Here is a 25,385-nt window from a genome sequence, read left to right on the forward strand (position 1 = left end):
CTATAATTTATCAAGCAGCTACATTAGACTTTATCAACTCCACACCAAAGCATCTTTGATAATATTCCGAGATTATAAATTTTTCGGACTCATCACATTTATTGAAAAATGTCAGGCAGAAAGATTTTTCAAGGTCGCCGAATATTTCATAATTTTCTGCCCATGTGATTACCGTTCTTGGCGACATTACCGTTGAAAGGTCGCCGGACTTGAACCCCTCACGGGTCAAATCTGCCATAGTGACCATTGCATCGGCTTTTTTCTTATCTTTTTTGAGCTTAGGGGCTTTCGCAAATAATATCTCAAGCTCTTTGGCTTTTGAAAGATAATTCAACGTGGCAACTATGTTCCACCTGTCCATCTGTCCCTGATTAATAGGCTGCACACCATGATAAAGCCCCGTTACATCGCCTAACCCGACAGTGTTGGCGGTGGCAAATATCCTAAAGTAAGGGTGTGGTCTTATAACTTCATTCTTATCAAGCAAGGTGAATTTCCCGTCCGCCTCAAGCAGACGTTGCAATACGAACATTACATCGGGACGGGCAGCGTCATATTCATCAAAAACCAGTGCTACAGGTCTTTTAAGGCTCCACGGTATTATTCCGTCATTGAATTTTGTAACCTGCTTGCCGTCCTCGATAATAATAACATCACGACCTATAAGGTCTATCCTACTTATATTACCGTCCAGATTAATACGCATACAAGGCCAGTTAAGACGGGCAGCAATCTGTTCAATATGGCTTGATTTTCCCGTACCGTGAAACCCCTGCACCATAACCCTGCGGTTATGTACGAAGCCGGCAAGGATACTAAGCGTTGTATCTTTATCAAAACAATAAGCCTCGTCAATATCCGGAACGAACTCCGTTCTTTTAGAAAAAGCCGCAACTTCCATATCTACATCAATACCAAAGGTCTTTTTTACCGATAGTTTTATATCAGGCTTATCCGTTTGTTCTGAAACGCTCATGAATTTTTCCTTGTAAAATTTTATTTGATACCGCAATTTTTAAGGTAGTTATATGCTTCCGTCACTTCTTTAAATTTGTCCTCATTACCTTTACCGTTTACATCAGGATGGTATTTTTTGGCAAGTTCTTTATATTTATTTTTTATTTGCCGCATAGTAACAGGAAGGGTAAGACCGAATACCTTCATATATTTCATCTGAGAGTCCGGAATATCCTTTAACCTCTCTCTTTTAGCACCCGTAAAATTAAATTCCCTATAAACCTTTTCCCTAAGCTCATCTTCGGAAAAGTTACGGAAAGTAGCGTCACGCTTGAATGTTCTCCTGTGTCCCGTTACACTATCGATATAAAATCCCTCTATCTCATCTTGTTCCATACCGGAGAAAAAATCCCATGACTTATTATATATCTTCACGTGATCCAAACAGAAGTGATATCTTTCCTTTGAATTATAAGGGGATTTAGGTGCAGGATAATCACCGCCGGCACTACAGCCCTTAAAGCAGCAGCCGTCTTTTTTATCTTCTAATTCAAATGGTACTTTTCTAGCCTTCATATTAACATTATGACGCTTTTACGGTTATTTTTCAACTATATATTCATATATCGTAAGAACTTAGCTCCCCTGCCCTGTTTTTCTGCTTTTGCCTGATAATTAGTGCGTACCCAGTCACTTGGCGGATCGTTACTAACGCTTATTTTTTTCAAGCCTTCAAAAGCCTCAAGATGTTCAAAAATCCACTGCCCGTATTCAACATGGTCGGTTGCAACTTCTAAGATACCGTCTTTTTTCAGAACACCTGATATAAGACCAAGCATATCCTGATTAATGATACGTTTTTTGTGATGCCTGACCTTTGGCCATGGGTCGGGGAAAAGTACGAATATCTTATCAACAGAACCTGCCCCCAGCTTTTCAAGCAGCAATCTTGCATCGCCATGCAACACCTTGATATTTTGCGTTTTCTCTTCGTGAATATATTTTAGCAACCTTGCTACACCATTGATAAAAGGCTCGCACCCGATAAAACCGATTTGAGGATTATTTTTAGCATAGCCGACAAGATGCTCCCCTTTGCCGAAGCCGATTTCAATACAGAACTCTTTATATTGATTACTGAATATCGAAGGAAGATTTATTTCATTATCAACACTAACTGAAACTTCAGGTAAGATATTATCGACAAACCATTGTTGTTCCCTGCCCAATTTACGCCCCTGTACACGACCGAACGACCTCATAAGTTCATCACTCATAGCAGGCTTGTTATTTCGCTTGTCGGGTATCATAGCAATAAGAACCTATTATACTTTATGTCATTTTTGAAACTTACTCGGAATCTTTTTTAAAGAAGTAATGTGCTGCAATAAGTTCGGCACACCGAGCATGACAAAATATATTACAACAAATCCTTCAAATCATCGATTAAATCCGTTTTTTCCCAAGGGAAACTACCGTCATCAGACGGAGTGCGACCAAAATGCCCATAAGCTGCCGTTTTGCGGTATATAGGTTTATTCAGACCTAAATGCTCACGAATACCACGCGGCGTAAGCCTTACAAGTTCTTTAATTCTGGACTCTAACTTTTTGTTATCTACATGGTTGTTACCGAACGTATTAACATAAAATGAAACAGGCTCAGAAACACCTATAGCATAAGCTATCTGTATATCACATTGATTAGCACAACCCGAAGCCACAACATTCTTGGCAAGATATCTTGCCATATAGGCGGCAGATCGGTCAACTTTTGTAGGGTCTTTTCCTGAGAACGCACCGCCACCATGCGGGGCTGCTCCGCCATAAGTATCAACAATTATCTTACGTCCCGTTAAACCGCAGTCACCGTCAGGCCCACCTATTACGAACTTACCCGTTGGATTGGTCAGGAATCTTGTTTTATCGGTGAACATACCTTCAGGCAATGCTTTAGTCACATATTTCCTTACTATCTCACGCACTTCTTCCTGTGACACGCCTTCTTCATGCTGGGTTGAAACCAACACCGCATCAACACGAGTTGGAATGCCGCCTTCATAACCATAGGTAACCTGCGATTTTGCGTCAGGTCCTAACCCCTTTGCCTCACCCGAATGCCTTGCATCGGCAAGTGCTTTCAAAATCCTGTGTGAATAATGAATCGGAGCCGGCATAAACACATCTGTTTCATCACATGCATAGCCGAACATAAGCCCCTGATCGCCCGCACCTTCATCTTTATTGCCGCCTGCATCGACACCTTGTGCTATATCTGCCGACTGCTCATGTATATAAATATCTATATCGGCATTCCTCCAGTGAAAACCTTCCTGTTCGTAGCCGATATCCTTTACCACTCCTCTTGCAACTTCTTCAAGGCGTTCATGGGATACTTCCACAGGACATCTCACCTCGCCTGCAAGAACTATTTTATTTGTTGTAACAAGAGTTTCAACGGCAACCCTTGACTCGCCGTACTTTCCCAGATACTCATCAACTATAGCGTCGGATATCTGGTCACATACCTTATCAGGATGTCCTTCTGACACTGATTCACTTGTAAACAGATATTCCTCCTTCTTAGTGCCTTTTTCTTCATCAATTCTAATGGACATCAAACTACTCATTTTTAATTCACCTATAAAAAACTTTAAGTTTACGAGATTATCTGAAGTAAAGTATTTTGCAAGCACTGGCAAGATAATTTTGTAAATTATTTATCAAACGCTCATATTGCTTTCTATTTTATCTTTTCATATGCCCCAAGGGCTTCTTTTCTCGTCTTTGCAGCATCTATAATAGGGTATGGATAAGTCTTACCAAGCTCTATTTTTGCTTTGTCCAGTATATCCTGCGGTGCTTCCCACGGTTTAAAAAGATATTTATCGGGTAATTTTGCCAGTTCGGGAACGTATTTTCTTGTGTACTGCCCGCTTGCGTCAAAACGCTCTCCCTGATTTATGGGGTTAAAAACCCTAAAATATGGTGCAGCGTCCGCACCGCAACCGGCAACCCATTGCCAGCCTGCAGCATTATTGGCAAGGTCGGCATCGAAAAGGCAGTCCCAAAACCATTTTTCTCCCTCACGCCAATCTATAAGCAGGTTTTTAACCAAAAACGACGCAACTACCATTCTTATCCTGTTATGCATGAACCCCGTTTGCCACAACTCCCTCATACCCGCATCTACTATCGGGTATCCCGTCATTCCTTTTTGCCACTTCTTTAAAAAGCCGTCATTTTTTTTCCACGGGAATTTATCGAATTTTTTTTGTAGGTTATCCCACGGCAAGTCAGGATAATAATACAACAAATTATAAGAAAACTCTCTCCATGCAAGTTCAACGCAAAAATTCTCGGTATTTTCATTCTGCTCATAAAAAAGTACGGAATTCCATATCTGCCTTGGCGATATCTGACCGAAATGTAAATATGGCGATAGTCGGGAATTATTATTTTGAGCCGGAAAGTTCCTGCCTTTTTTATAGTCCTTTATCCCGTCATCTAAAAACGCAAATAACCTTTCTTTAGCACCGTCTTCGCTGATATCCCATTTTTTAAGCAACTCATCATGCCATTTAATTTCAGGAAGCAACTTTAACGAATTAATATCTGTTTCACCTATATTTTTTGTATAGACATTTAATTTTTCAGGCTCTTTTAAAGGCTCAGGGAACTCTTTTAATTGATAGTTCTTTTTGTAAAACGGGGTAAATACCCTATATGGGCTTCCGTCATCTTTTAAAGCTTCCCAAGGCTCCAGTAACAAACTACCGTTAAAAGACTCCACCTCTATTCCGTCATTTTTTAATTTTTCCTTTATATTTTTATCTCCGACAATTGCCCAAGGCTCATAACATCTATTCCAATAGACTGCTTTAGCTTGCGATTTATTTATAATGTCAGACAATATTTTGGCAGGCTCTCCTTTAAATATCTTAAGGTTTCCGCCAAGTTTTTTATTAAGGTCATGCAGGGCATAATGCAACCATACCAGACTAGACTCTCCCATTTGCCTTAGATTTTTCGTAGAATCATCAAATATATATATCGGCAGCACCCGACCTTTTTTTGCAGCCTCATAAAGGGAGGGATTATCTGATATCCTCAGGTCTTGCCTGAACCGGTGTATAATTAAATCAGTCATATTATTTCATTGTAATTAATATTTACAAATGCCAGCCTATACTTTTTTTCAAAAAATTTAACTTAAAACATTTTAATGAACCGACCAAGTGTTAATTTATTAATAATTAGTTTGAATAATAACCGTATTTATAGTAAAATGCCTAACGAAAAAGCGAGGTAATTATGGGAATCTGGTGTTCAAAAATTAGTGATGGCAAAAAACCGGCGGCAGTGATTAATGTGTCGGACAATAGTGATTCTTCAAGTGTAGAATGCAAATCCGATTATGTCAGAGAGAGACCTTCTAAACCATATCACGACACAGGAATCGATAGCGGCTATGAAGCGGACAGTGAAGCTCCTTTAACGAAAGTTGAAATACACGCAAAGGAAGTTCGACAAATAGAAAAAAGATTATCCGATTTATTTAGAAGCTCCAGTTCAGGCTCAAACAGCGAAATATCAAGATAATGGCGTTTAAGCACCTGTTTGTTCATTACATTTTTTGCCGCTTACTATAAATTCTTTTACCGTATCTATATCATTAGCAAGCACTTCATAGCGTTCTTCGGCAGCCATTAAGCCGTATAGACATTCGGGCAGTTTAGCTTCATCAACTCCTGATTTTTCAATTGCTTCAGGAAACTTGGCAGGGTGTGCCGTAGCAATTGTTATAATAGGATTACTCCCCTTAACAGCTTTGTCACGGGCAGCCCTAACCCCGGTTGCGGTATGTGGGTCGATTATCTCGCCCGATTCGTCAAATACCTGTCTAATGGTTTGGCACGTCGCATCATCATCGATGCTCAGACTGCTAAATAATTTTTTTGCTTCAGCGAGTTTGTCAACCTCAACGGATATCCCCTCGCCTGCTTTAAAGCGTTTCATTATTTCATCTATCCTTTGTGCGTCCTGATTGTACAGATAGAAAAGATATCTTTCAAAATTGCTTGAAACCTGAATATCCATACTCGGTGACAGGGTTTTTTCCAGACCGCCACGGCTATAATCATTACTTTCAAAGAAACGGTGTAAAATATCATTTTTATTGGTCGCAACAATAAGCTGTTTTATCGGCAGACCCATTTTTTTGGCTAAAAATCCTGCAAAAATATCCCCGAAATTACCTGTCGGCACTGAAAATATCATTTCTTTTTCAGGCGAGCCTAGTTTTAAGCCTGCATAAAAATAATAAACTATCTGTGCCATTATACGGCACCAGTTGATTGAATTAACCGCAACAAGTGCCTGACCGCTCAAAAAGCCCTGATCGGCAAATAATTCTTTTACGATATGCTGACAATCGTCAAAATTTCCTTCTAAAGCTATATTATACACATTATCCGCCAGAACGGTTGTCATCTGCTTTCTTTGTACATCAGACACCCTGTTATGAGGATGCATTATATATATCTGCACATGCTTGCTGTGCCTACACCCCTCAATAGCCGCAGAACCCGTATCACCTGAGGTAGCACCGACTATAACCACGTCCTGATTACGTTTTGTAAGTATATAATCAAATATCCTGCCCAAAAATTGCAGGGCAAAATCCTTGAAAGCCATTGTAGGACCATGGAACAATTCTAACAAATATTCGTTTTCGGCTATTTTTTTAACAGGAGCTATATCGGCATCACGAAACTGCAAATAGCTTTCTTTTATTATATCTTGCAAAATACTTTGCGGTATTTCATCTTCGATAAAAGGAGTTATTATTTTGAGCATCAGCTCTTCATATGAAAGCCCCTTAAAAGAAGCTATTTCATCTTTGCCGAAGGTTGGGACGGACTCAGGAACATATAGCCCGCCGTCACTTGCCAGCCCTGCTATTACAACATCTTCAAAACTTAAAACAGGAGCTTTCCCCCTTGTACTTATATATTTCATAGCTAGTTTTTTCTCTAAGCCCGACTATCCTTCCAGATATCTTTTTTTCAAATGGTTCTTATAGACCTCAACATCAAGTTCGCTTCCGGTAGCACCCTTGACTATCTCGTCAGATGACATTTTAGAGCCTTTTTCATGCACGTTCTTATTTAACCATTCTTTTAACGGCTTGAAGTCCCCTTTACCTATAGAAGGCATAATATCGTTGTTATTATGGTTTGCCGCATCAAATAACTGGGAGGCATAAATAGCACCTAACGTATATGTAGGGAAATATCCGAAAGCACCGTCCATCCAGTGGATATCCTGCATACAGCCATCTTTATCGTCTTTAACCTTTATTCCGAGGAACTTCTTCATTCCCTGATTCCACGCCTCAGGCAGGTCTTCAACTTCCATATCTCCCGAAATTATATATTTTTCAATATAATATCTTAAAATAATATGGGCAGGATATGTAACCTCATCAGCATCTACCCTTATAAGTGAAGGCTCAACTTTATTATAAATATGGTACAAATTATCAGGGTTAAGGCTTTTTGACTTTGAGTTAAACTCTTTTTTAAGCACTCCGGATACGAAATTGATGAACTCACGGCTTCTACATGCCTGCATCTCTATCAACAAAGACTGGCTTTCATGTATGCTCATACCCCTTGCCTTGCCTACAGGCTGATTAAGCCATTTTTTAGGCAGACCTTCTTCATACATAGCATGTCCGGCTTCATGAACAACCCCCATTAAGGACGGTATAAAATCGTCTTTGTCATATCTGGTTGTTATCCTTATATCGGTCGGATACCCACCGCAAAACGGATGCAAACTCTCGTCAAGTCTGCCGTAATCCCTATCAAATCCTATAACCTCAAGCATTTTAGAAGCTATCATTTTCTGCTTTTCTATATCGAAAGGCCCTTTTATTTGGGTAACTTTTTCAGACTTTTGCTTTTCTACCACCTGACTTATAAAATCAGGTAAAAACTCTTTCAGATTATCAAAGACCTTATCTAACTGTTTGGATTTTCTATCAGGGTCGTACCTGTCAAGTAAAGCATCATATGGCGAACAGCCAAAAGCCTCACCTTTTAATTTTGCAATTTCCCTGACTAAAGAAACAACTTTTTTCAAATGCGGTAATAATTTCTTGAAATCATTATTTGACCTTGCCTCACGCCAGACTATCTCACACTTAGCACCTTCCCTTGTAAGCTCGCTTATTAGCTTTGCAGGAACGGAAGCGTTATGGTTCCAAGCTCTTTTCATTTCATTTAAATTGGCTTTTTGCCAGTCATTTAACTTGCGTCCGTTAATTCCGGCACTTTCTAATAAATCACCCACTCCGTCATCTGTCAGGATAGCATGATGAATATCGCCTAAGGTTGCCAACTGCTCGGCTCTTGCCTCAGCACCACCGGCAGGCATCTTTGTAGCCATATCCCAATGCAGCACCGCACTTGCCTGCTCAATATCGTTTAATTTTTTAAAAATCTTTTCTAAAGTTTTGTAATTATCCATATTTTACCATTATTGTTATCGCATCCGTATCACAAACTATTTTTCGGCTTTTCTGCTATAAAGAAAATAAATCACCAGCAATATAATTGCCAGAGAATACCATGTTACCGCATATTGCAGATGGTCGTTCCTTACTTTTATAAACTCATCTGAGGCTATTGGGTATATATTTTTTTTATCTTTTTTCAACGCTCTAACATAGAAATTTTGTAGATTAATGCCAGCGTAATTTTCAATTTCATCTAAATCTATCCAAAACCATAGGTTTTTTGCAACATCATTTTCAGGAGTAAACCGCCCCGGCGTTTCTCCGGCATGGATAATCCCTTCTATTTCCACCATGCCTTCTTCTAAGGTTTCAGGTCTTTTCTCCGGTGATTTTATATCGGAATTTACCCACCCCCTATCGACAAGGACATAATTGCCTTCTTCAATTTTCAGAGGCGTAAGTATATCGTACCCGGGTCTTCCTCTTTCAGCCTTAGGCCCCACGAACAAATGCACTTCCTTATCATGCAAAAATTCGCCTCTAACCTTTACACGGCGGTATTTAAATTTTTCTATTTCATTTCTATCTGAGAGCAGCTCTACGGCAGGCAAAGCAGCCCCTTCATTAATCTCTTTGACAAGAGTCCGCTTCCACTGAAGCCTGCTCATTTGCCAACTGCCAAGTGATAATAACAGCACCAATCCGGCAATAGTCATCAATGTTGGAATAGGCTTTGGTTTGAACTTCATTTTTTTTCCTTTTTAGCAAACCCAAGAACATTATGTTTATACTGAGCTGCTATTAAAAAAGATTTCATTACTTTCAAAAGATATATAGACATAATAATTGTTACGGGTGTCCATAATATCATATGCAGCAATATATGCATAGGGTACATAAATTCAACTAAAACCGCCAAACATGTTACGACCGCCCCTACAATAAACATCGCAAAAAATGCCGGACCGTCACCTGCGTCATGCTCTTTTAACGCAAAGCCGCAAACTTCACACTCGTCCTTTACTTTTAATAAAGAACCATAAATGCCCCCCTTTCCACAAGACGGACATTTATGAAAAAATGATATTTTGTATATTGATACAGGCTTCTTCAAAGAAAAACACTCCCGATACCTGTTTTAAACAAAAATTCAGCCTGAAATAATTACTAACTACCCCAAACATATACGAAGGCGAACAGGAACAACCACACAACATCTACGAAATGCCAATACCAAGCCGCAAACTCAAAACCAAGATGGTGCTTAGGACTCATATCACCTTTTAAGGCACGTATCAGACATATAGCCAAAAAGATAGTCCCTATAAGCACGTGTGCACCGTGGAATCCCGTAGCCATGTAGAAGTTTGAAGAATAAATGCCGTCTTTAAACCCGAATGCCGCATGATGGTATTCGTAAGCCTGTAAACATGTAAATGATATACCCAGCAATACGGTTATCAACAACGCTCTTATCAGGTTTTTTCTGTCATTGCGTAATAAAGCGTAATGCGCCCATGTAACCGTAGTACCCGATAGAAGAAGAACAAGGGTGTTAATAAAAGGCAAATCCCACGCATTAAAGGTTTCAATTCCCACCGGAGGCCAAACGCCTTCAACAACTTTTATACCTTCCTCGAATATATGCGCACCGTCGAACACTAATTCAGGAGCCAGTGCCGCCTTAAAGAACGCCCAGAAGAATGCAAAGAAAAACATTACCTCAGATAGTATGAACAACGCCATACCCACACGCAAACCATGCTGTACAAGATTTTTATGATGCCCGCCTTTACCCTCTTTTATAACGTCCTTCCACCACACGAACATAGTGAATATTACAGCCGCAAAACCTGCTATTAGCATTATATTCCCGGCTGGCTTCCCATGCATAAAAAACAAAGCCCCCGTAGCAAGTAATAAACCTGAAAATGCACCTATTAAAGGCCATGGACTAGGGTCTACCAGATGGTAATCGTGCTTTTGTTCTCCACTCATTACAAACTCCACATTAATTTTACTTTTTTGTCTTTATACAGACATTAATTCAAAAATCCAGTAATAAACTATTCTGCAGCCTTAAAAAACGTATAAGATAATGTTATAGTTTTTACATCATTCATATACGGGTCGTTCTCTATTTCAGGGTCAATATAGAATGAAACCGGCATTTCCACCTTTTCATGTGCCGACAATGTCTGCTCGTTAAAACAGAAACACTGCACTTTAAAAAAATATTCAGACGCTTTGGCAGGCGTTACGTTATACGTGGCCATTCCTTTTACGGCACTATCGGAAGTATTTTCCGCTGTATAAAAAACTAATTTATTTTCTCCGGTTTTTACGCTAACCTCCTTTTGTAAAGGAGAAAACTTCCACGGAATGTCCTGCATTATGTCGGAATTGAACCTTACATTTATCGTCCTACCGCCAACCTGCAATTTAGATGCGGTAAGCTCGTCAGATGTAAGCGGAGTGCCGCCATAACCGGTAATTTTACAAAAAAGATTGTAAATCGGAAATGATGCAAATGCCAACAAGAACATGCCCAAAACAAGCGCTACGACCTTTATGGCTGTTTTATTATTATTGTTGTTGTTGTCTTTCGATTCTTGCATTTTTCGCAGCTATTTGTAGTTTAACCATTGTAACAGTAAAAAAAGTAGCAATCAGCAACGTAAGTACTATCAGTAACGCATAGTTTTTCGCTTTTTTCTTTTCATGTATTTCGTGATGCGGCATCTTATAAAATCCTGTCTATTATCATTGATAAAAACAATACCGATAGGTACAACAACGAAAATTTAAATGTTTTTCTCGCTAATTCTTCCGAATACTCGCCGTATAAATCCTTAGCCAGTTTCATAAAATATATACCCAAAGCAAAAGCAGATAAAAGGTATATAGTTCCAAACATACCGGCGGCTATCGGCAACATACTTGCGGCAAATAATATTACCGTATAAATATATATCTGTTTTCTAGTCTCCAAATCTCCGGCAACCACAGGCAGCATAGGAATATTCGCCGCTTTATAATCTTCGTTTTTATATAACGCCAATGCCCAAAAATGCGGTGGTGTCCACAAAAATATAATTAAAAAAAGCAGAAAACTCTGGAACGACACATCTCCTGTAACCGCAGCCCAGCCTATCATAGGAGGAAAAGCCCCCGCCGCACCGCCTATTACTATATTTTGCGGTGTTCTTCTTTTTAACCAGATTGTATAAACAAATACATAAAACAATATGGCAAGCAACAGCAAGAAACCTGCCGTAAAATTAACCGCTAGCGACATCAGCAAAACACTGATAAAAGCACTGACAACGGCAAATTCCAACGCACTTTGATGCATCATACGCTTAGACGGCAAAGGGCGGTTCTTCGTCCTTTTCATCAGGGCATCAACATCTCTTTCATACCACATATTAACAGCACCGGCAGCACCCGAGCCAAGGGCAATACAAAATGTGGCAACAAAAGCTATTAACTGGTGTATTTCACCCGGTGCAAGGAATATACCTACCAAACCCGTAAAAACCACGAGTGACATCACCCGTGGTTTTAGCAGTGCAATATAATCTTTTATTCTCGATTCTGAAATATCGATAGAATCAATAGTTACATCAATATTTTCACTCAAATCAACTTACCTCTATTTTATTTTCGGTATCTCATCATAACTATGGAAGTTAGGCGGAGAAGGTAAAGTCCATTCCAAAGTACCCGATATATCGTTCCACGGATCGTTAGGACATTTTTTACCGAATTTCAACGTGTGGAAAATTATGTATACAAAGAACAATGCCGCAGCAAATGAAATATAAGAACCCCATGAAGAAACCTCGTTCCAACCTGCAAATGCATCAGGATAATCCGGAATCCTTCTAGGCATACCTGCCAACCCTAAAAAGTGCTGAGGGAAAAATGTAATATTAACACCTATAAATGTCAGCCAGAAATGTATTTTGCCTAAGCATTCATTATATTGACGACCAGACATTTTACCAAACCAGTAGTAAAACGCTGCATATGCCGAGAAAATCGCTCCCATAGACATTGTATAGTGGAAGTGAGCTACAACGTAATAAGTATCATGGAAAACCCTATCCAGACCGCCGTTTGCAAGCACTACTCCCGTTACACCGCCTACAGTGAACAGGAATATCATGCCTATAGCAAATAACATAGGTGTCTTGAACTCAATAGAACCACCCCACATTGTAGCTATCCAGCTAAATATCTTAATTCCCGTAGGAACGGCAATAACCATAGTGGCAAGGGTAAAATACGCAAGCGTATCAACATTAAGTCCGGTAGTGTACATATGGTGAGCCCACACAACGAAACCTACAACACCGATACTAGCCATAGCGTATGCCATTCCTAAATAACCGAAAACCGGCTTTTTTGAGAAAGTTGATACAACATGGCTGATTATACCGAATCCCGGAAGAATTATAATATAAACCTCAGGGTGCCCGAAAAACCAGAATAGATGCTGCCAGAACACAGGATCACCACCGCCCGCAGGATCAAAGAAGCTTGTCCCGAAGTTCCTGTCGGTAAGCAACATGGTAATAGCACCTGCCAACACAGGCAACGCCAATACAAGCAAGAAAGCGGTAATCAGCACAGACCATACATATAAAGGCATTTTATGTAACGTCATACCGGGAGCACGCATATTAAGTATTGTAACTATCATATTGATAGCACCCAATATTGACGAGGCTCCGGCAAGGTGAAGGGCGAATATTCCCATGTCAACCGCCATTCCGGACTGGAAAATACTATTCGACAGCGGAGGATACACCGTCCACCCCGTACCCACGCCGCCATCTACGAATGCAGAAGCAAGAAGCATTAGCAAGGCAACAGCCAATAACCAGAAGCTTATGTTATTCATACGAGGGAACGCCATATCAGGTGCACCTATTTGCAAAGGAATGAACCAGTTACCGAACCCACCGAAAAGTGCCGGCATTATCATGAAAAACACCATTATAAATGCGTGTGCGGTAAGGAAAACGTTATATATCTGGTTAGGGTCGGTACCGAAAACACTCCCTCCCATAAAGTCCGCCAACATAGGAAAGAACTGCAACCCCGGCTCTGCCAGCTCTTTTCTCATCGCTACAGAGAACAAGCCCCCGACCAATCCGCCGAAAATTGCCAATATCAGGTATAACGTACCTATGTCTTTATGGTTAGTTGATAAAAACCATCTTTTAAAACCAGTTGGATTTGCATGACCGCCCATACCGAATTTTCCCTTACTTAATTATTTATCAAAAATTATTTAAATGCTTAAACCGGATTAACTTTCAACGCCGAATTCAGGCTTTACTCGCTCAACCCAAGCTTCGAATTCTTCTTTAGTTACAACTTTCACAGCTATAGGCATGAATCCGTGACCCGTACCGCAAAGCTCCGAGCACTGACCGTAATATGTACCTGTTTCTTTTACTTTTAGCCAACCTTCATTCAATCTACCAGGAATCGCTTCAAGCTTAGTACCGAACGCAGGAATAGCCCAGTTATGTATAACATCGCCACCTGTAGATTGCAGCCTAATAGTAGTATCAACCGGTATCACCACCTGATTATCTACAGTTAGAAGCCTTGGCTGCCCCTCTTTTAAATCTTCATCGGCAACTATACGGCTATCGAAAGCAAGATTCTGGTCAGGATACTGATAAGTCCAGTACCACTGCTTACCGATAACCTTTAGGGTCATCTCGGCATCTTCAGGAACGGTTTCATTATAATATAGCGTCTTCATCGAAGGTACGCATATATATACCAAAATAAGAACAGGTACCACCGTCCAGATTATCTCTATTAAAGTGTTATGCGATGTTTTGCTTGGAACAGGATTACTTTTTGCGTTAAATTTTATGCAAACATAGGCTAAAAGAAGTACTACGAAAATAGAGACGGCAAATATGATAACAAGCAGCTCATTATGAAAATCTATAAATTTATCCATTATAGGAGTTGCTGGCTTTTGAAAACCTAACTGCCATGGAACCGGTTGATCTGCATAGGCATTAACAGATACAAACAGCGAAAAAACTCCTGATAAAAGCTTTTTAAACATATCTTATTCTACTCTATTTTATTTTTGGTATAAGTTTTACAACGCCTCATATATAGCCGACTTTTCACAAAAGTAAACATTTAATAGACTAAATACGGAGGGAGCGTTCATTATAAATAGATTTTATAAAAAAAACACTCCTTATATATAAGGAGTGTTTTTTTTATAACTTTTTACTATACTTTATTTATTTTATAATTCAAATGCGACTGCACAACCTGAACCGGCAGTAGCAGTATTAGTACCGTCAAGATTATAAGTATCAGGATTAGGAGCAGTATCTATACAGTCGGTCGCAGCAGCACCGGCAACCCCCACACCGACTACAGCACCCGTAAGAGGTTGACCATCATCAATTTTGTCATCAATACCCTGAACATCCTTAGCATCAAATATCAATCCGTTAGCCATACCTGTACCGGCTGACTGCACACCACCGATAAGAACAACATTCCTATTAAAATCCCTTCCACCGGCAGCAGCACCGTCACCGGCAGTGGCATCAGAAGTCCCATCGTCATACACAATAGTAATACCCGCACCGGTATATTTAGAAGCAGGTATTTTAATATTTAGATCCGAAGTTGCAACGGCAGTAGCGTTACTAGGAAAGAACGAACCCGGTGTTAAATCCGCCAATTGAAGATGCTTCCATGCCATATATGATTCGATAGCACCGCCTACACTGGCAAGCACAATCTGCTTATTACCGTTACCGTTACACTCTGCCTGCACGCCCGCACCCGTTCCTGCGGCATTACAGCCTTGGGCTGCGGCAGGCCAATATGCAAAAGCATTATTAAAGTCACCCGGCAATGCATCATATTCCAGTTTAAACGCATTCATAGCCAGCTTTACCTGATTATGCTCGCTTACGACAGAACGAAGCTTTGCCTGCTTTACCAGAGCCTGCCCCCCCACAACACCTGCTACAATCAAACCTATAATAACAATAACAATTGAAAGCTCTATAAGAGTAAAGCCCTTGTTTTTATTTTTAATATTCATAAACACAACCTGAAAAAAAATTAATAAAACACAAAAATTAATATAATATGTTTAATAACGCATTGAAGTACGCCCCCGACTTCATTAATCTACAATATAATATTACATCAACGCCAAAATAACACTAATCAAATCGTAATTTTATACGAAATAATTGGCTGATAAATTAACCGCAAAAAACCGCCATTCACCTTAAGCCTTTAATAAAAAAACATTTTTATACGCCGACACATACTTGCTTTATTTTTGCACAACTCAACTAACTATAAAATATGAATATTAATTAAATATTAACATCGCCCGTTCTAAGAGGCTTATTTTGATTGACTATAGGAAAATATCATGTATAAAGGCGGACTATTTTTTATAATTATAATGAGATTTTAGGAGTACTTAAAAGTGAAACGTACATTCCAGCCAAGTAACCGCAAACGCAAAAACAAGCATGGATTTAGAGCTCGTATGAGTACCGTAGGCGGTAGAAAAGTATTAAATAACCGTCGCAAAAAAGGTCGTAAGAAGCTTAGTGCTTAAATTGTATCAAATGTTTTATGAAACTTGTTTCCATAAAAAAAAGAAAAGATTTTGTAAAAATCGCACAAAAAGGAAAGAAAGCTTCCGCCAAAGGTCTTGTTATACAAGTGAGTGAAAATCTATCACCCGATAAAAACATTCACATCGGCTATACCGTCAGCAAAAAAGTCGGGAATGCGGTTAAACGGAACAAGGCAAAACGCAGGTTAAGGGCTTTATCGCAACAAATTATACCTTCTTTTGCAAAACCTGAGTATGATTACGTTATTATAGGCAGAAAAGAAACCCTAGAGCGTGGCTTCCAAGATTTAAAGAAAGACCTGAAATATACTTTACATTCAACCGATACCCATAAATAAGGTATAAAAATGGTACAGACACTTATTGCTATTATAAAGTTATATAAGATAGTAATTTCACCTTTTCTTCCACGTGCCTGCCGTTATTTACCCACCTGTTCGGAGTATGCTGCCGAGGCATTAAAGACGCACGGTATAATCCGTGGTGGATATTTATCAATAAAACGTATATTAAGTTGCCATCCATGGGGTAAACATGGTTATGACCCGGTTCCTAAATAAACAATCAGGATTGTTTTATGCACGATACTAAAAATCTCATTTTCGCTATAGTTCTATCGCTTATAGTATTGTTTTGTTGGCAGTATTTCTATGCCGGCCCTAAAATTGAGCAGGCAAGGAAATATGCCCAAGAGCAGCAGAAAAAGAAGTTAAAAGAGGCACAGATGATGCCGGGCAACGAGCAAGCCTCCACCGCCTCACCGGACGATGCCTCCGCTTCAATTCAAACACCTGCTATATATAATGAATTAAGAAGTTCGGATAGGCAGAAGGTTTTAGAACAGGTAAAGCGCATAAAAATACAGACCGGCAAGCTGCATGGCTCCATATCCTTAAAAGGTGCAAGGTTTGATGACCTGACACTCGCTGACCATAAGATTTACAATGATAAAGATGCCGATGAGGTTGCACTTTTATCACCGGTCGGTTTATTAGCACCTAAAAACAATGAGGACGACCCCGATCATGAAATAGTTTATTTCTCGGAGTTCGGGTGGCTTAAGGGAGATACCTCGGTAACGGTTCCCGATGCCAAAACTATATGGTACTCCGAAGACACAGTGTTGACCCCCGAAAAACCCGTTACATTATCGTGGGATAACAATCACGGTCTAAAATTCTTTATACAAATTGCAATCGATAAGAACTTTTTATTTACAGTCACAAAAACCATTGAGAATTATGGCAGTGACAGCTATCTGGTATTTCCTTACGGACGTATCAACAGAGTAAAGGAAAAAGAGCAAACGTTTTTTATATCACATGAAGGTGCTATAGGTGCTATAAACGGCAAGTTATCGGAATTTACCTATGAAGACCTAAAGGACGACGGCAAGGTTAAATTCGATAACAGCTCGGGCTGGTTAGGAATTGCCGACAAATACTGGCTAACTACCGTCATTCCCGATCAAGAACAAAAATTTGATATAAATTTCAGCCACTTTGATAGCAAAGGGCAAGACAAATATCAGGTGGACTATCTCGGTAATAGGATAGAAATTACTCCCGGACAGACAATAAACTCTAAAGTTAACCTGTTCGCCGGTCCAAAAGAGGTGAATAAGCTTGATGAATACGGTGAAAAACTAAATATCCCTTTATTTGACCGTGCGGTAGATTTCGGAGTGCTATATTTCCTGACCAAGCCTATTTATAAGCTTTTGATGATATTCTACGGTTTTGTAGAAAATTTCGGTATTGCAATAATGATGCTTACGGTTCTTTTGAAGCTGTGCCTGTTTCCTCTTGCCAACAAGTCATATGTCAGTATGCACCATTTAAAAAGACTGCAACCGCAAATGCTTGATATAAAAGAGCGTTATAAAAACGATAAGGTGGCAATGAACAAAGCCATGATGGATTTATATAAAGAGGAAAAAGTAAACCCTATGTCCGGTTGCTTGCCTATTTTAATTCAAATTCCTATATTCTTTGCACTATATAAGGTTTTATTCGTAACTATAGAAATGCGGCACGCACCTTTTTACGGGTGGATAAACGATTTATCCGCACCGGATCCTACTACTATATTTAACCTTTTCGGTTTATTACCTTTCGATCCTCCACAGATATTAATGGTAGGTGCATGGCCGATAATTATGGGTATTACAATGTTCCTGCAACAAAAGATGAGTCCTGCACCGACTGATCCGGTACAAGCTAAAGTTATGAAGATGTTGCCGTGGATATTCGTATTTTTGTTATCCACCTTCCCTGCCGGTTTAGTTATATACTGGGCATGGAACAACACTCTTTCTATTTTACAACAATGGGTTATAACCAGACGTCTGCCGAAATGATGAATGAAAATGAAGATTTAGACATTGAAAAAGGAAAATGGCTGTTTTCCGGTCAATGTGATTTTAAAATAGGAGCTACCGAGCTATCGCATATACCGGAATCGGATATAAGCGAGGTGGCTTTTGCGGGTCTTTCTAATGTCGGTAAATCCAGCCTTATTAATGCTATAACAGGCAGGACTACCCTTGCCAGAACTTCAGTGACACCCGGTCGCACAAGGCAATTGAACTTTTTTCTGCTTAGGGACTGCTTAACTTTAGTTGATTTACCCGGCTACGGCTATGCAAAGGCTTCTAAAAAAGATATTAAGGGCTGGACGGATCTTACCAAAAAATACTTAAAAGGTCGCCCTAACCTTGCAAGGGTTATGCTGCTTGTAGACTCCAGAAGAGGCTTAAAGGACAGTGACCGCAGTATCATGGATTTATTGGACGAATCGGCGGTAAACTACCAAATAATATTAACAAAATCCGATAAAGTAAAAAAACTAGATGTAGAAAAAATTATTTCTGATATAAAGGCAGAGGCTCATAAGCATATTGCACTTCATCCGGAGGTAATCACTACAAGCAGCCGGAAAAATATCGGAATAGATACGATTAGAGCCATAATTGCAAGTTTTACATAAGAACGATTAAAAAATATGTCACAAAAATCTAAAGAAAAAGATAGAGTCAAGCAATTAGAAAAAGCCAAGATTTTATCCGAAGCATTACCTTATATGCGTCAATTCGCAGGCGAGACTTTCGTCATAAAATATGGTGGCAGTGCTATGGGCAACCCTGAGCTTGCAAAGACTTTTGCACGAGATGTAGTTATGCTCAAACAGGTAGGTATCAACCCTATCATTGTGCATGGCGGAGGGCCTCAAATAAGCTCTATGCTTGAGAAGCTTAAGATACAAAGCTCATTTATTGACGGTTTAAGGGTAACCGATCAGGCTACCGTTGAAATAGTTGAGATGGTGCTTTCCGGCTCCATAAACAAACAAATAGTGTCCGAGATAAATATGGCAGGCGGTATGGCTATAGGTATTTCGGGTAAAGATGGCGGTCTTATATCAGCCAGAAAACTAAGACGCACAAAAAGTGACCCCGATTCAAATATCGAACAGATACTTGACCTTGGTTTTGTAGGAGAACCGACAGATATTAACCCTGAAACACTGGTTATGTTTGAAGAATCCGATATAATTCCCGTTATAGCCCCGATAGGTAGAGGGGCAAATGGTGAAACATATAATATAAACGCCGATAGTGCTGCCGGAGCTATTGCCTCTTCAATTGCGGCAACAAAATTACTAATGTTGACCGATGTACCGGGGATATTGGATAAAAACGGCGAGCTTATATCTGAAATAACCATTAGTCAGGCTCAAAAACTGATTAGGAACAAGACCATATCCGGCGGAATGATTCCAAAGGTAGAAACTTGTATCAACGCTCTTAACAACCATACCGAGGCAGCACATATATTAGACGGAAGACTACCGCATGTGTTGTTACTTGAAATATTCACCGAACTTGGTACAGGCTCAATGATATTGCAGGGTTAAGTTTATTGAACACTCTATAGCCCTTTAAATTATAGTATTTACACTTTTGTACACGCATGATTGTCATCCCCGCTTTATGCGGGGATCTACCGTCAATTTAAATTAGATCCCCCTATAATTGCCTACGACAATTCGGGGGATGGCAGCAGTATTGAAAAGTGTGAATACTATAATCGACAAATCCGTTAATTCTTAACAACAAAATCAATGCCGCTTATTATATCACTGTTATTGACGATGCTTACCAGTTCTTCGTGCAATCCGTCTTCGCTAAATTCCGTCAAAGACTCATCGGCAATTTTAACGACATACTGCCCCGGCACTACACCTGAGAAAATATAAAAGCCGTCAAACTCGCTTTTTGTTTCCTTAACCACCTCCCCTTCATTGTTAACCAGTTGCATAGTGATTCTTGCTATACCTTTAGTATCTTCACCCTGCTCCAAATATACCGTTCCATCTATCTCCGTAGTCAGATAAACCGGAAAATCAAGCTCGTTCATGGCTCCGGGTCTTGTTACAACATGGTATCCTTCCACCTTAGGCATCCAAAACGGGTCTTCCAATGTTGTAATATCTATCCTTACGGGTGAATTCTTATATGCTTCTATATTCGGGATAACCACCGGAGATGTATCATTTCCTTTGAATTTACCGTTTTCACTTATAAAACCGACATCAGGTATAACTTCGTCACCATCGTCAAAAATACCGTTATAGTTATTATCAAGGAACGCCCTTAGACTCAAAGCACCCTCATTTGACATATCCCTATCACTGAAGAACCATCTATCTTGGCGCGGCTAATGCCCCATTGAGAAAGAAAGTCTTGTTCCTGCCGTGATATTATCCTGATCGTCAAAACCGGCAACGGTACTTAAGGTAAAATATTTAAAGCGTTTATTGAGCGATATGTTAAGCGAGGTAATATCCTCCCCTACCAAATCCTTTCTTATATTAAACCTTGCATTTGTTTCACGGGTTATTTGCTTTTGTCCTATAAAGTTTATACTTGTTATCTGCGACTCGGGAGTTATATCATAATCGGCACTCAACCTTAATGAGGCATTTTTATATCTGGCACGGACAGACAAACTACCGCCTGACGTATCCGTAATCGTTGAAGAATCTTTTGTTGACGTATAATCGACATTATTAGTCAAGCCTATACCGAAGAATGTAGTCGAAAGTCTGTTACTAAAGGTGCTTATTTCCCTTTCATTTTCAAATACTTCATGCTCTGTGCTAAAACGGTAAGCAATACCTGAAGAATTAAGGCTGCTTATCCTTCCGTCCAAGTCTACCTTGCTTGTCATAAGGCGTTGTTGTGAGCCTGATTCTTCTATTTCACTTACAAAATCATCATAAAATGCCTGCCTTGCCCTGACATTTATCTCCTTTATCTTGGCATTTGCCAATATCTCGCTTGCCCACCCTCCATCTGTCGAGTCATATACAAAGTTAACATCGGTAAGCATTCCGGCAGAGAACAGCTTATTAAAACTATTTGTTACCCCTATTGATTGATAATTATGGAATTTTCCATCTTCTAACGGGGTGCGGATAAACCCTACACTACCGGTAACCGAAGAAGTTAATCCGTAATCAAAATCGGCTACATACCTCTCCCCTAATTCATGCCTTATTATATCATCATCTTCATCTATACCGAAAATCGTTTCTGACTTTCTATCGACTGAAAATCGATAAGTAAAATCACCTTTCGGCAAAATTGAGTTATCTATAAGATAAGTTTCCGTTTTTTCCTTAACCTGACCTTGCGGACCATATGACACTATCCTGAATATATTGTTACCGAAAAAGATAGGAACGTCATTAAATTCATATCTGCCGTCATCGCCTACTATTTGAAAATCAACCAGAACACCGTTCCTGTAGATTTCAACCTCCCAACCGGGTTGCTCGTCACCTACAAAATTTGTTGAGTCAAAGTCATCTGCAACATCAAGGTCTTTATTTGAAACGGTGAATCCCGTTCCCCTGCCTCTTGACGTAACCATTGACACGGGAACCGACGTAATGTCACCGAATGAATATGATTTAGCGTCAGCTTTACCGAGCAAGCCTCCGTCTTCACTGCTACGCCCCATATTGAACCTTAATGCAGTCAGCGAGTCCCTGTTATCACCTGCTACGGTCAGTTGTGCGGTATGGTAGGCAAGATCACCCTGAGATATAACCGAATATGTAGAATTATGCGGAGAAGCACTTTGATTGCTATAATCGTAACCCAAATCAAAATCAACGAACGGATATGAAGCAATTTCGTAAGGTTTTTTGATGACATCATAACCCTTGTCGTCAATTCCCATCTTACGTAAACTTTTAGTGCGTATTTTTTCTCTTTCCATACGCTCCTGAAAAGGAAGACTTTCACGGGGCTTTACAAACAAGACCAAGTCAGAGAAGTTTAGCTCAAGATCGACAGGAAACCACTGCGAAAAATAAGAGGAATCCACATAAAGATCATTAAAACCTTTGCTGATTATCCTGCCGTCCAGTTTTTTCTTCACCCCTTCTACAACAACTTCGCCTGCTGCCACATCAAGAACGAAAATCCTATTTTCCTTTATAAACCAACCGCTAGCCGATTCATTTTGATAATCAACTTTCACCTGAAATTCTAATATATTTGCAAGCATACCCAGAGGTACCAAAAAACCTCCGTCATACTGGTAAACTTCCACTATCTCACCCGTACCGAGTTTATTAACAAATATCTCCGTAAGGACTAGGTTGTCTTCTGAAAGCTCTATCTTTTGGTAACCGGTATTTTCAGTCGCATAAACGTTTGAACAAAAAAAGCCCGTTATACTAAACATTAATATAAAAAATATGCTACGGCACATGAACTTTTAATCCGTTTATAGATTAAATCTTTTGAATTTAAGTTGTGTATATTTGTCATTCCACGAATTTGTTTAGTAAAACAAATTATAAGATGACACCGATTAGTAAAATAAATTCAAAGTTACTAAACTATAGTTCTATTTTTTCACTAGCTAATATCTCGCCGCCTTCTTTGGCTTTGGCTTTGTACTGCACCTCAAGAGTTCCTCCATCGATACTTACACCTTCGGGAACGTCCAGCATCACCTTGAATCTTCTATTTTTATTAGGTGAATATACCGCCAGACCCCCCATAGATTTCAGTATGAGTTCCGTTCCGTCTTTAGCTTTATAAAGAACTATAATATCACCGTACATTGAGCTGTTACCGGTTCTGGTTATATCAAACTCAACACTTTTAATGCCGTCATCATTTGAAACAAGTTTAAGGTCGTTTATCTGTCCTGTTGCAGAAATTTCCCCCTGCCTTATTATTACCGGTATTGTAACTCCGAAATTCGCCTTAATACTGATAATTAACGAGTTATCAGTCTGCTCACTGTTTTTTTCACGTTCGGTAGTATCTTCATTAACTATCTTGAAATTCAAATGCGACCTATACTCACCGTCTTCAAGATCGGCAGGTTTTCTTGCCAATATCCTTACATTCTGGTGTTCACCGGGTTGTAAAGTGATTCTGCGTGGAGATATCCTTAACATATCGGTAGCGAATTTTTCACCTTCGATTGCTTCCTCATCGTCACCTATAGGCACTATAGTACCGTCCTCCTGCATTCTCCTATTCACTATGGAAATGGCATATGTTCCTTCCACATTACCGTTATTTGCAACGGATACCGATGCACTACGGGTTCTTCCGTCCAGCAATACTCTTGTAGGTGTGATTAAAAGACCCGGTTTTTCTTGTGCGAATGCCACCTCTGAGAACGCTAGGAAAACTATTAAAAAAAGTACCTTTTTCATTAAAATTCCTTCTTAATCGTAATTTATATCAATGTTATAACAAGGAGTAAGGACTCCGCCGGGCGTACTTGAATTAATCACCAAGGTGGCTCCATATGTCAGATTTTGCCCTCTCCATGCAGGAGGAAGTCCGTTAGCTGAGTTTATAAAGTTAACCCCGGAATAATTAGCGACAAACCTTCTAAGCTGCAGTCCCAAGGCAGAATTACTTGAGCATTCGTCAAATGATATCTGTATATCATTCCTTCTGCTTCCCGATATTCTATCACGACCTGCCGATACGGCAGTAGTATCAAGCATTATCGCCGTTGTTCCGCCACCTACGGAACCGTTTCTTCTAACTACGATACTTACATTACCCGAAGTTGGCTTTGCCACTTTGCCAAAATTGAGTTCACGGATATTTACCGCCCGCTGTGCGTAAGAATCGATAGATATGAGAATAAACGCAAATGTAATAAATGCTGTAATAATTTTATATTGCATTAACTTAAACAACTCTATCTTTTGTATATCTTATAAATACTAACAAAAGAATAGGAAAGTTCAACAATATATAGTAGTTAGAATGCAGTTATACACCACTATTTTGATATTTTATGGAATTTGCTATAGGAACCTCTACAAAACTCAAAAAACTTACTCTCCCCTTGAGGGAGAGTTAAAAACACGAAGTGTTTTTGTGAGGGGTGGAAACTTGCAAGTGTTTTTTATACCTGCATGTGTCGCCCCCTCCCTAACAAAGAAGATACTGAAACAAGTTCAGTATGACAAAAACTATGTTTAGTTAGCAATAACGATAAATATTATTCGTAATAGATTGCAATGTTGAAGTCAGGCTCATAATAACCTGATTGTGTATCTCCGTTAACCTTAAGGGTAGCACCTAACTTAAGCTTAGCGTCCCGACCCGGAGCAGACCTAACAATATTGTTATCCCCGTTATCTGCTCCGTTCGAGTAGCTCACAACGAAATCATCAATCTTCACTTTAGACTCTTGTGTGCTTTCACTTGCTACGGATATTTGTATCGAGTTACTTGTTGAACCGCTTATCCTATACTCGCTTTCAGGCATTTGTCTTACATATTCCTCTTTGCCGCCATTGTTTTTTTTCTGAAACAACTTTTGGAAAAAAGAAACCGAAGTATCAATGCTCAATGTTTCAAAACCGCTTTCCTGACTAAAAACCGTCGGTTCAACTATTTCTACACTTGCAACAGCGCTAGCCTTAATGGCTTTTGCTTCAAATGAAGCAGAACACATTAATACCGGCAGCAATGTTGCGTATAAAAGTTTCACTAAAAATATCCCCTAACCATTTACAAATACATAAATAATATACATATTTATATATATACGGTCGCAAGCATCGTGCCAGATTCGTTACAATCGGTGTGAATGCAGTATTTAGGGATAATAATGGGATATTCTTGTTAAATAAAGATTTTTTCAATTTTTAGTATAATTTTTTGTACAGTTTAACAATT

Annotated in this window: 28 protein-coding genes; 7 read left to right on the forward strand and 21 right to left on the reverse strand. The window is 39.5% G+C overall.

Annotated elements, in window-relative coordinates:
• Window positions 1–10: 10 nt before the first annotated feature.
• From O2942_02505 to O2942_02525, 5 genes are all read right to left on the reverse strand, one after another.
• Window positions 11–976: an AAA family ATPase gene (locus tag O2942_02505; protein MDA0781120.1), complete on the reverse strand. Its 966-nt coding sequence runs from the start codon at window positions 974–976 to the stop codon at window positions 11–13.
• Between the two features lie 20 nt (window positions 977–996).
• A complete protein-coding gene (locus O2942_02510; GenBank protein ID MDA0781121.1) occupies window positions 997–1,533 on the reverse strand; it encodes a J domain-containing protein in 537 nt (178 codons plus the stop codon).
• Between the two features lie 35 nt (window positions 1,534–1,568).
• Window positions 1,569–2,267 (reverse strand): tRNA (guanosine(46)-N7)-methyltransferase TrmB, encoded by a 699-nt coding sequence (gene trmB, locus O2942_02515; GenBank protein MDA0781122.1) that lies wholly within the window; start codon window positions 2,265–2,267, stop codon window positions 1,569–1,571.
• Between the two features lie 110 nt (window positions 2,268–2,377).
• Entirely contained in the window at window positions 2,378–3,574 is a 1,197-nt protein-coding gene (gene metK / locus O2942_02520) for a methionine adenosyltransferase (protein ID MDA0781123.1), read from the reverse strand.
• A gap of 125 nt (window positions 3,575–3,699) precedes the next feature.
• Window positions 3,700–5,106: a deoxyribodipyrimidine photo-lyase gene (locus O2942_02525; GenBank protein ID MDA0781124.1), complete on the reverse strand. Its 1,407-nt coding sequence runs from the start codon at window positions 5,104–5,106 to the stop codon at window positions 3,700–3,702.
• Window positions 5,107–5,270: 164 nt separating this feature from the next.
• On the opposite strand from O2942_02525, the gene O2942_02530 reads away from it, so the two are divergent.
• Window positions 5,271–5,558, forward strand: coding sequence for a hypothetical protein (locus tag O2942_02530; protein ID MDA0781125.1), 288 nt, complete (start codon window positions 5,271–5,273; stop codon window positions 5,556–5,558).
• Window positions 5,559–5,564: 6 nt separating this feature from the next.
• On the opposite strand, the gene thrC is transcribed toward O2942_02530, so the two are convergent.
• The 11 genes from thrC to O2942_02585 all read right to left on the reverse strand — a co-directional run bounded on the left by thrC (window position 5,565) and on the right by O2942_02585 (window position 15,592).
• Complete coding sequence (gene thrC / locus O2942_02535; protein ID MDA0781126.1) at window positions 5,565–6,977, reverse strand: threonine synthase; 1,413 nt, start codon at window positions 6,975–6,977, stop codon at window positions 5,565–5,567.
• Between the two features lie 24 nt (window positions 6,978–7,001).
• Entirely contained in the window at window positions 7,002–8,492 is a 1,491-nt protein-coding gene (locus O2942_02540; protein MDA0781127.1) for a carboxypeptidase M32, read from the reverse strand.
• Between the two features lie 36 nt (window positions 8,493–8,528).
• A complete protein-coding gene (locus O2942_02545) occupies window positions 8,529–9,230 on the reverse strand; it encodes an SURF1 family protein (protein ID MDA0781128.1) in 702 nt (233 codons plus the stop codon).
• Window positions 9,227–9,595 carry a DUF983 domain-containing protein gene (locus O2942_02550; protein ID MDA0781129.1) on the reverse strand — a complete coding sequence of 123 codons (369 nt, stop codon included), beginning with the start codon at window positions 9,593–9,595 and terminating at the stop codon, window positions 9,227–9,229. The genes O2942_02545 and O2942_02550 overlap by 4 nt, the downstream gene beginning before the upstream one ends.
• 53 nt (window positions 9,596–9,648) lie before the next feature.
• A complete protein-coding gene (locus O2942_02555; GenBank protein ID MDA0781130.1) occupies window positions 9,649–10,479 on the reverse strand; it encodes a cytochrome c oxidase subunit 3 in 831 nt (276 codons plus the stop codon).
• A gap of 68 nt (window positions 10,480–10,547) precedes the next feature.
• The gene (locus O2942_02560) at window positions 10,548–11,099 is read right to left on the reverse strand and encodes a cytochrome c oxidase assembly protein (GenBank protein MDA0781131.1); all 552 of its coding nucleotides are present in this window, start codon (window positions 11,097–11,099) and stop codon (window positions 10,548–10,550) included.
• Window positions 11,068–11,223: a hypothetical protein gene (locus tag O2942_02565; GenBank protein MDA0781132.1), complete on the reverse strand. Its 156-nt coding sequence runs from the start codon at window positions 11,221–11,223 to the stop codon at window positions 11,068–11,070. The genes O2942_02560 and O2942_02565 overlap by 32 nt, the downstream gene beginning before the upstream one ends.
• A gap of 1 nt (window position 11,224) precedes the next feature.
• The gene (gene cyoE / locus O2942_02570) at window positions 11,225–12,124 is read right to left on the reverse strand and encodes a heme o synthase (GenBank protein ID MDA0781133.1); all 900 of its coding nucleotides are present in this window, start codon (window positions 12,122–12,124) and stop codon (window positions 11,225–11,227) included.
• 12 nt (window positions 12,125–12,136) lie between these two features.
• Window positions 12,137–13,744 carry a cytochrome c oxidase subunit I gene (ctaD, locus tag O2942_02575; protein ID MDA0781134.1) on the reverse strand — a complete coding sequence of 536 codons (1,608 nt, stop codon included), beginning with the start codon at window positions 13,742–13,744 and terminating at the stop codon, window positions 12,137–12,139.
• Between the two features lie 57 nt (window positions 13,745–13,801).
• Window positions 13,802–14,584 carry a cytochrome c oxidase subunit II gene (gene coxB, locus O2942_02580; GenBank protein ID MDA0781135.1) on the reverse strand — a complete coding sequence of 261 codons (783 nt, stop codon included), beginning with the start codon at window positions 14,582–14,584 and terminating at the stop codon, window positions 13,802–13,804.
• 192 nt (window positions 14,585–14,776) lie between these two features.
• Complete coding sequence (locus tag O2942_02585) at window positions 14,777–15,592, reverse strand: prepilin-type N-terminal cleavage/methylation domain-containing protein (protein MDA0781136.1); 816 nt, start codon at window positions 15,590–15,592, stop codon at window positions 14,777–14,779.
• Between the two features lie 399 nt (window positions 15,593–15,991).
• Here O2942_02585 and rpmH point away from each other — a divergent pair, with 399 nt between their 5' ends.
• The 6 genes from rpmH to argB are packed head-to-tail and all read left to right on the forward strand — an operon-like array spanning window position 15,992 to window position 20,062.
• Window positions 15,992–16,126: a 50S ribosomal protein L34 gene (rpmH, locus tag O2942_02590; GenBank protein ID MDA0781137.1), complete on the forward strand. Its 135-nt coding sequence runs from the start codon at window positions 15,992–15,994 to the stop codon at window positions 16,124–16,126.
• A 17-nt stretch (window positions 16,127–16,143) separates the two neighbouring features.
• Window positions 16,144–16,485 (forward strand): ribonuclease P protein component, encoded by a 342-nt coding sequence (rnpA, locus tag O2942_02595; protein MDA0781138.1) that lies wholly within the window; start codon window positions 16,144–16,146, stop codon window positions 16,483–16,485.
• Between the two features lie 9 nt (window positions 16,486–16,494).
• A complete protein-coding gene (yidD, locus tag O2942_02600; GenBank protein MDA0781139.1) occupies window positions 16,495–16,707 on the forward strand; it encodes a membrane protein insertion efficiency factor YidD in 213 nt (70 codons plus the stop codon).
• A gap of 17 nt (window positions 16,708–16,724) precedes the next feature.
• A complete protein-coding gene (yidC, locus tag O2942_02605) occupies window positions 16,725–18,506 on the forward strand; it encodes a membrane protein insertase YidC (GenBank protein ID MDA0781140.1) in 1,782 nt (593 codons plus the stop codon).
• Window positions 18,476–19,135 carry a ribosome biogenesis GTP-binding protein YihA/YsxC gene (gene yihA, locus O2942_02610; GenBank protein ID MDA0781141.1) on the forward strand — a complete coding sequence of 220 codons (660 nt, stop codon included), beginning with the start codon at window positions 18,476–18,478 and terminating at the stop codon, window positions 19,133–19,135. Before yidC ends, yihA begins: the two co-directional genes overlap by 31 nt.
• A 15-nt stretch (window positions 19,136–19,150) precedes the next feature.
• Entirely contained in the window at window positions 19,151–20,062 is a 912-nt protein-coding gene (gene argB / locus O2942_02615; GenBank protein ID MDA0781142.1) for an acetylglutamate kinase, read from the forward strand.
• A 185-nt stretch (window positions 20,063–20,247) separates the two neighbouring features.
• On the opposite strand, the gene O2942_02620 is transcribed toward argB, so the two are convergent.
• The 5 genes from O2942_02620 to O2942_02640 form a co-directional block, all read right to left on the reverse strand.
• Window positions 20,248–20,829: a hypothetical protein gene (locus O2942_02620; protein MDA0781143.1), complete on the reverse strand. Its 582-nt coding sequence runs from the start codon at window positions 20,827–20,829 to the stop codon at window positions 20,248–20,250.
• A gap of 36 nt (window positions 20,830–20,865) precedes the next feature.
• A complete protein-coding gene (locus O2942_02625; GenBank protein MDA0781144.1) occupies window positions 20,866–22,905 on the reverse strand; it encodes a hypothetical protein in 2,040 nt (679 codons plus the stop codon).
• A 157-nt stretch (window positions 22,906–23,062) separates the two neighbouring features.
• On the reverse strand, window positions 23,063–23,896 hold the full coding sequence (locus tag O2942_02630) for a fimbria/pilus periplasmic chaperone (protein ID MDA0781145.1): 834 nt from the start codon (window positions 23,894–23,896) through the stop codon (window positions 23,063–23,065).
• 12 nt (window positions 23,897–23,908) lie between these two features.
• Window positions 23,909–24,382: a DUF4402 domain-containing protein gene (locus O2942_02635; protein ID MDA0781146.1), complete on the reverse strand. Its 474-nt coding sequence runs from the start codon at window positions 24,380–24,382 to the stop codon at window positions 23,909–23,911.
• A 320-nt stretch (window positions 24,383–24,702) separates the two neighbouring features.
• Window positions 24,703–25,197, reverse strand: coding sequence for a DUF4402 domain-containing protein (locus O2942_02640; protein ID MDA0781147.1), 495 nt, complete (start codon window positions 25,195–25,197; stop codon window positions 24,703–24,705).
• Window positions 25,198–25,385: the final 188 nt, after the last annotated feature.

Source organism: Pseudomonadota bacterium (genome assembly GCA_027620075.1).
In the GTDB taxonomy this organism is placed as follows: domain Bacteria; phylum Pseudomonadota; class Alphaproteobacteria; order Rickettsiales; family UBA6187; genus 1-14-0-20-39-49.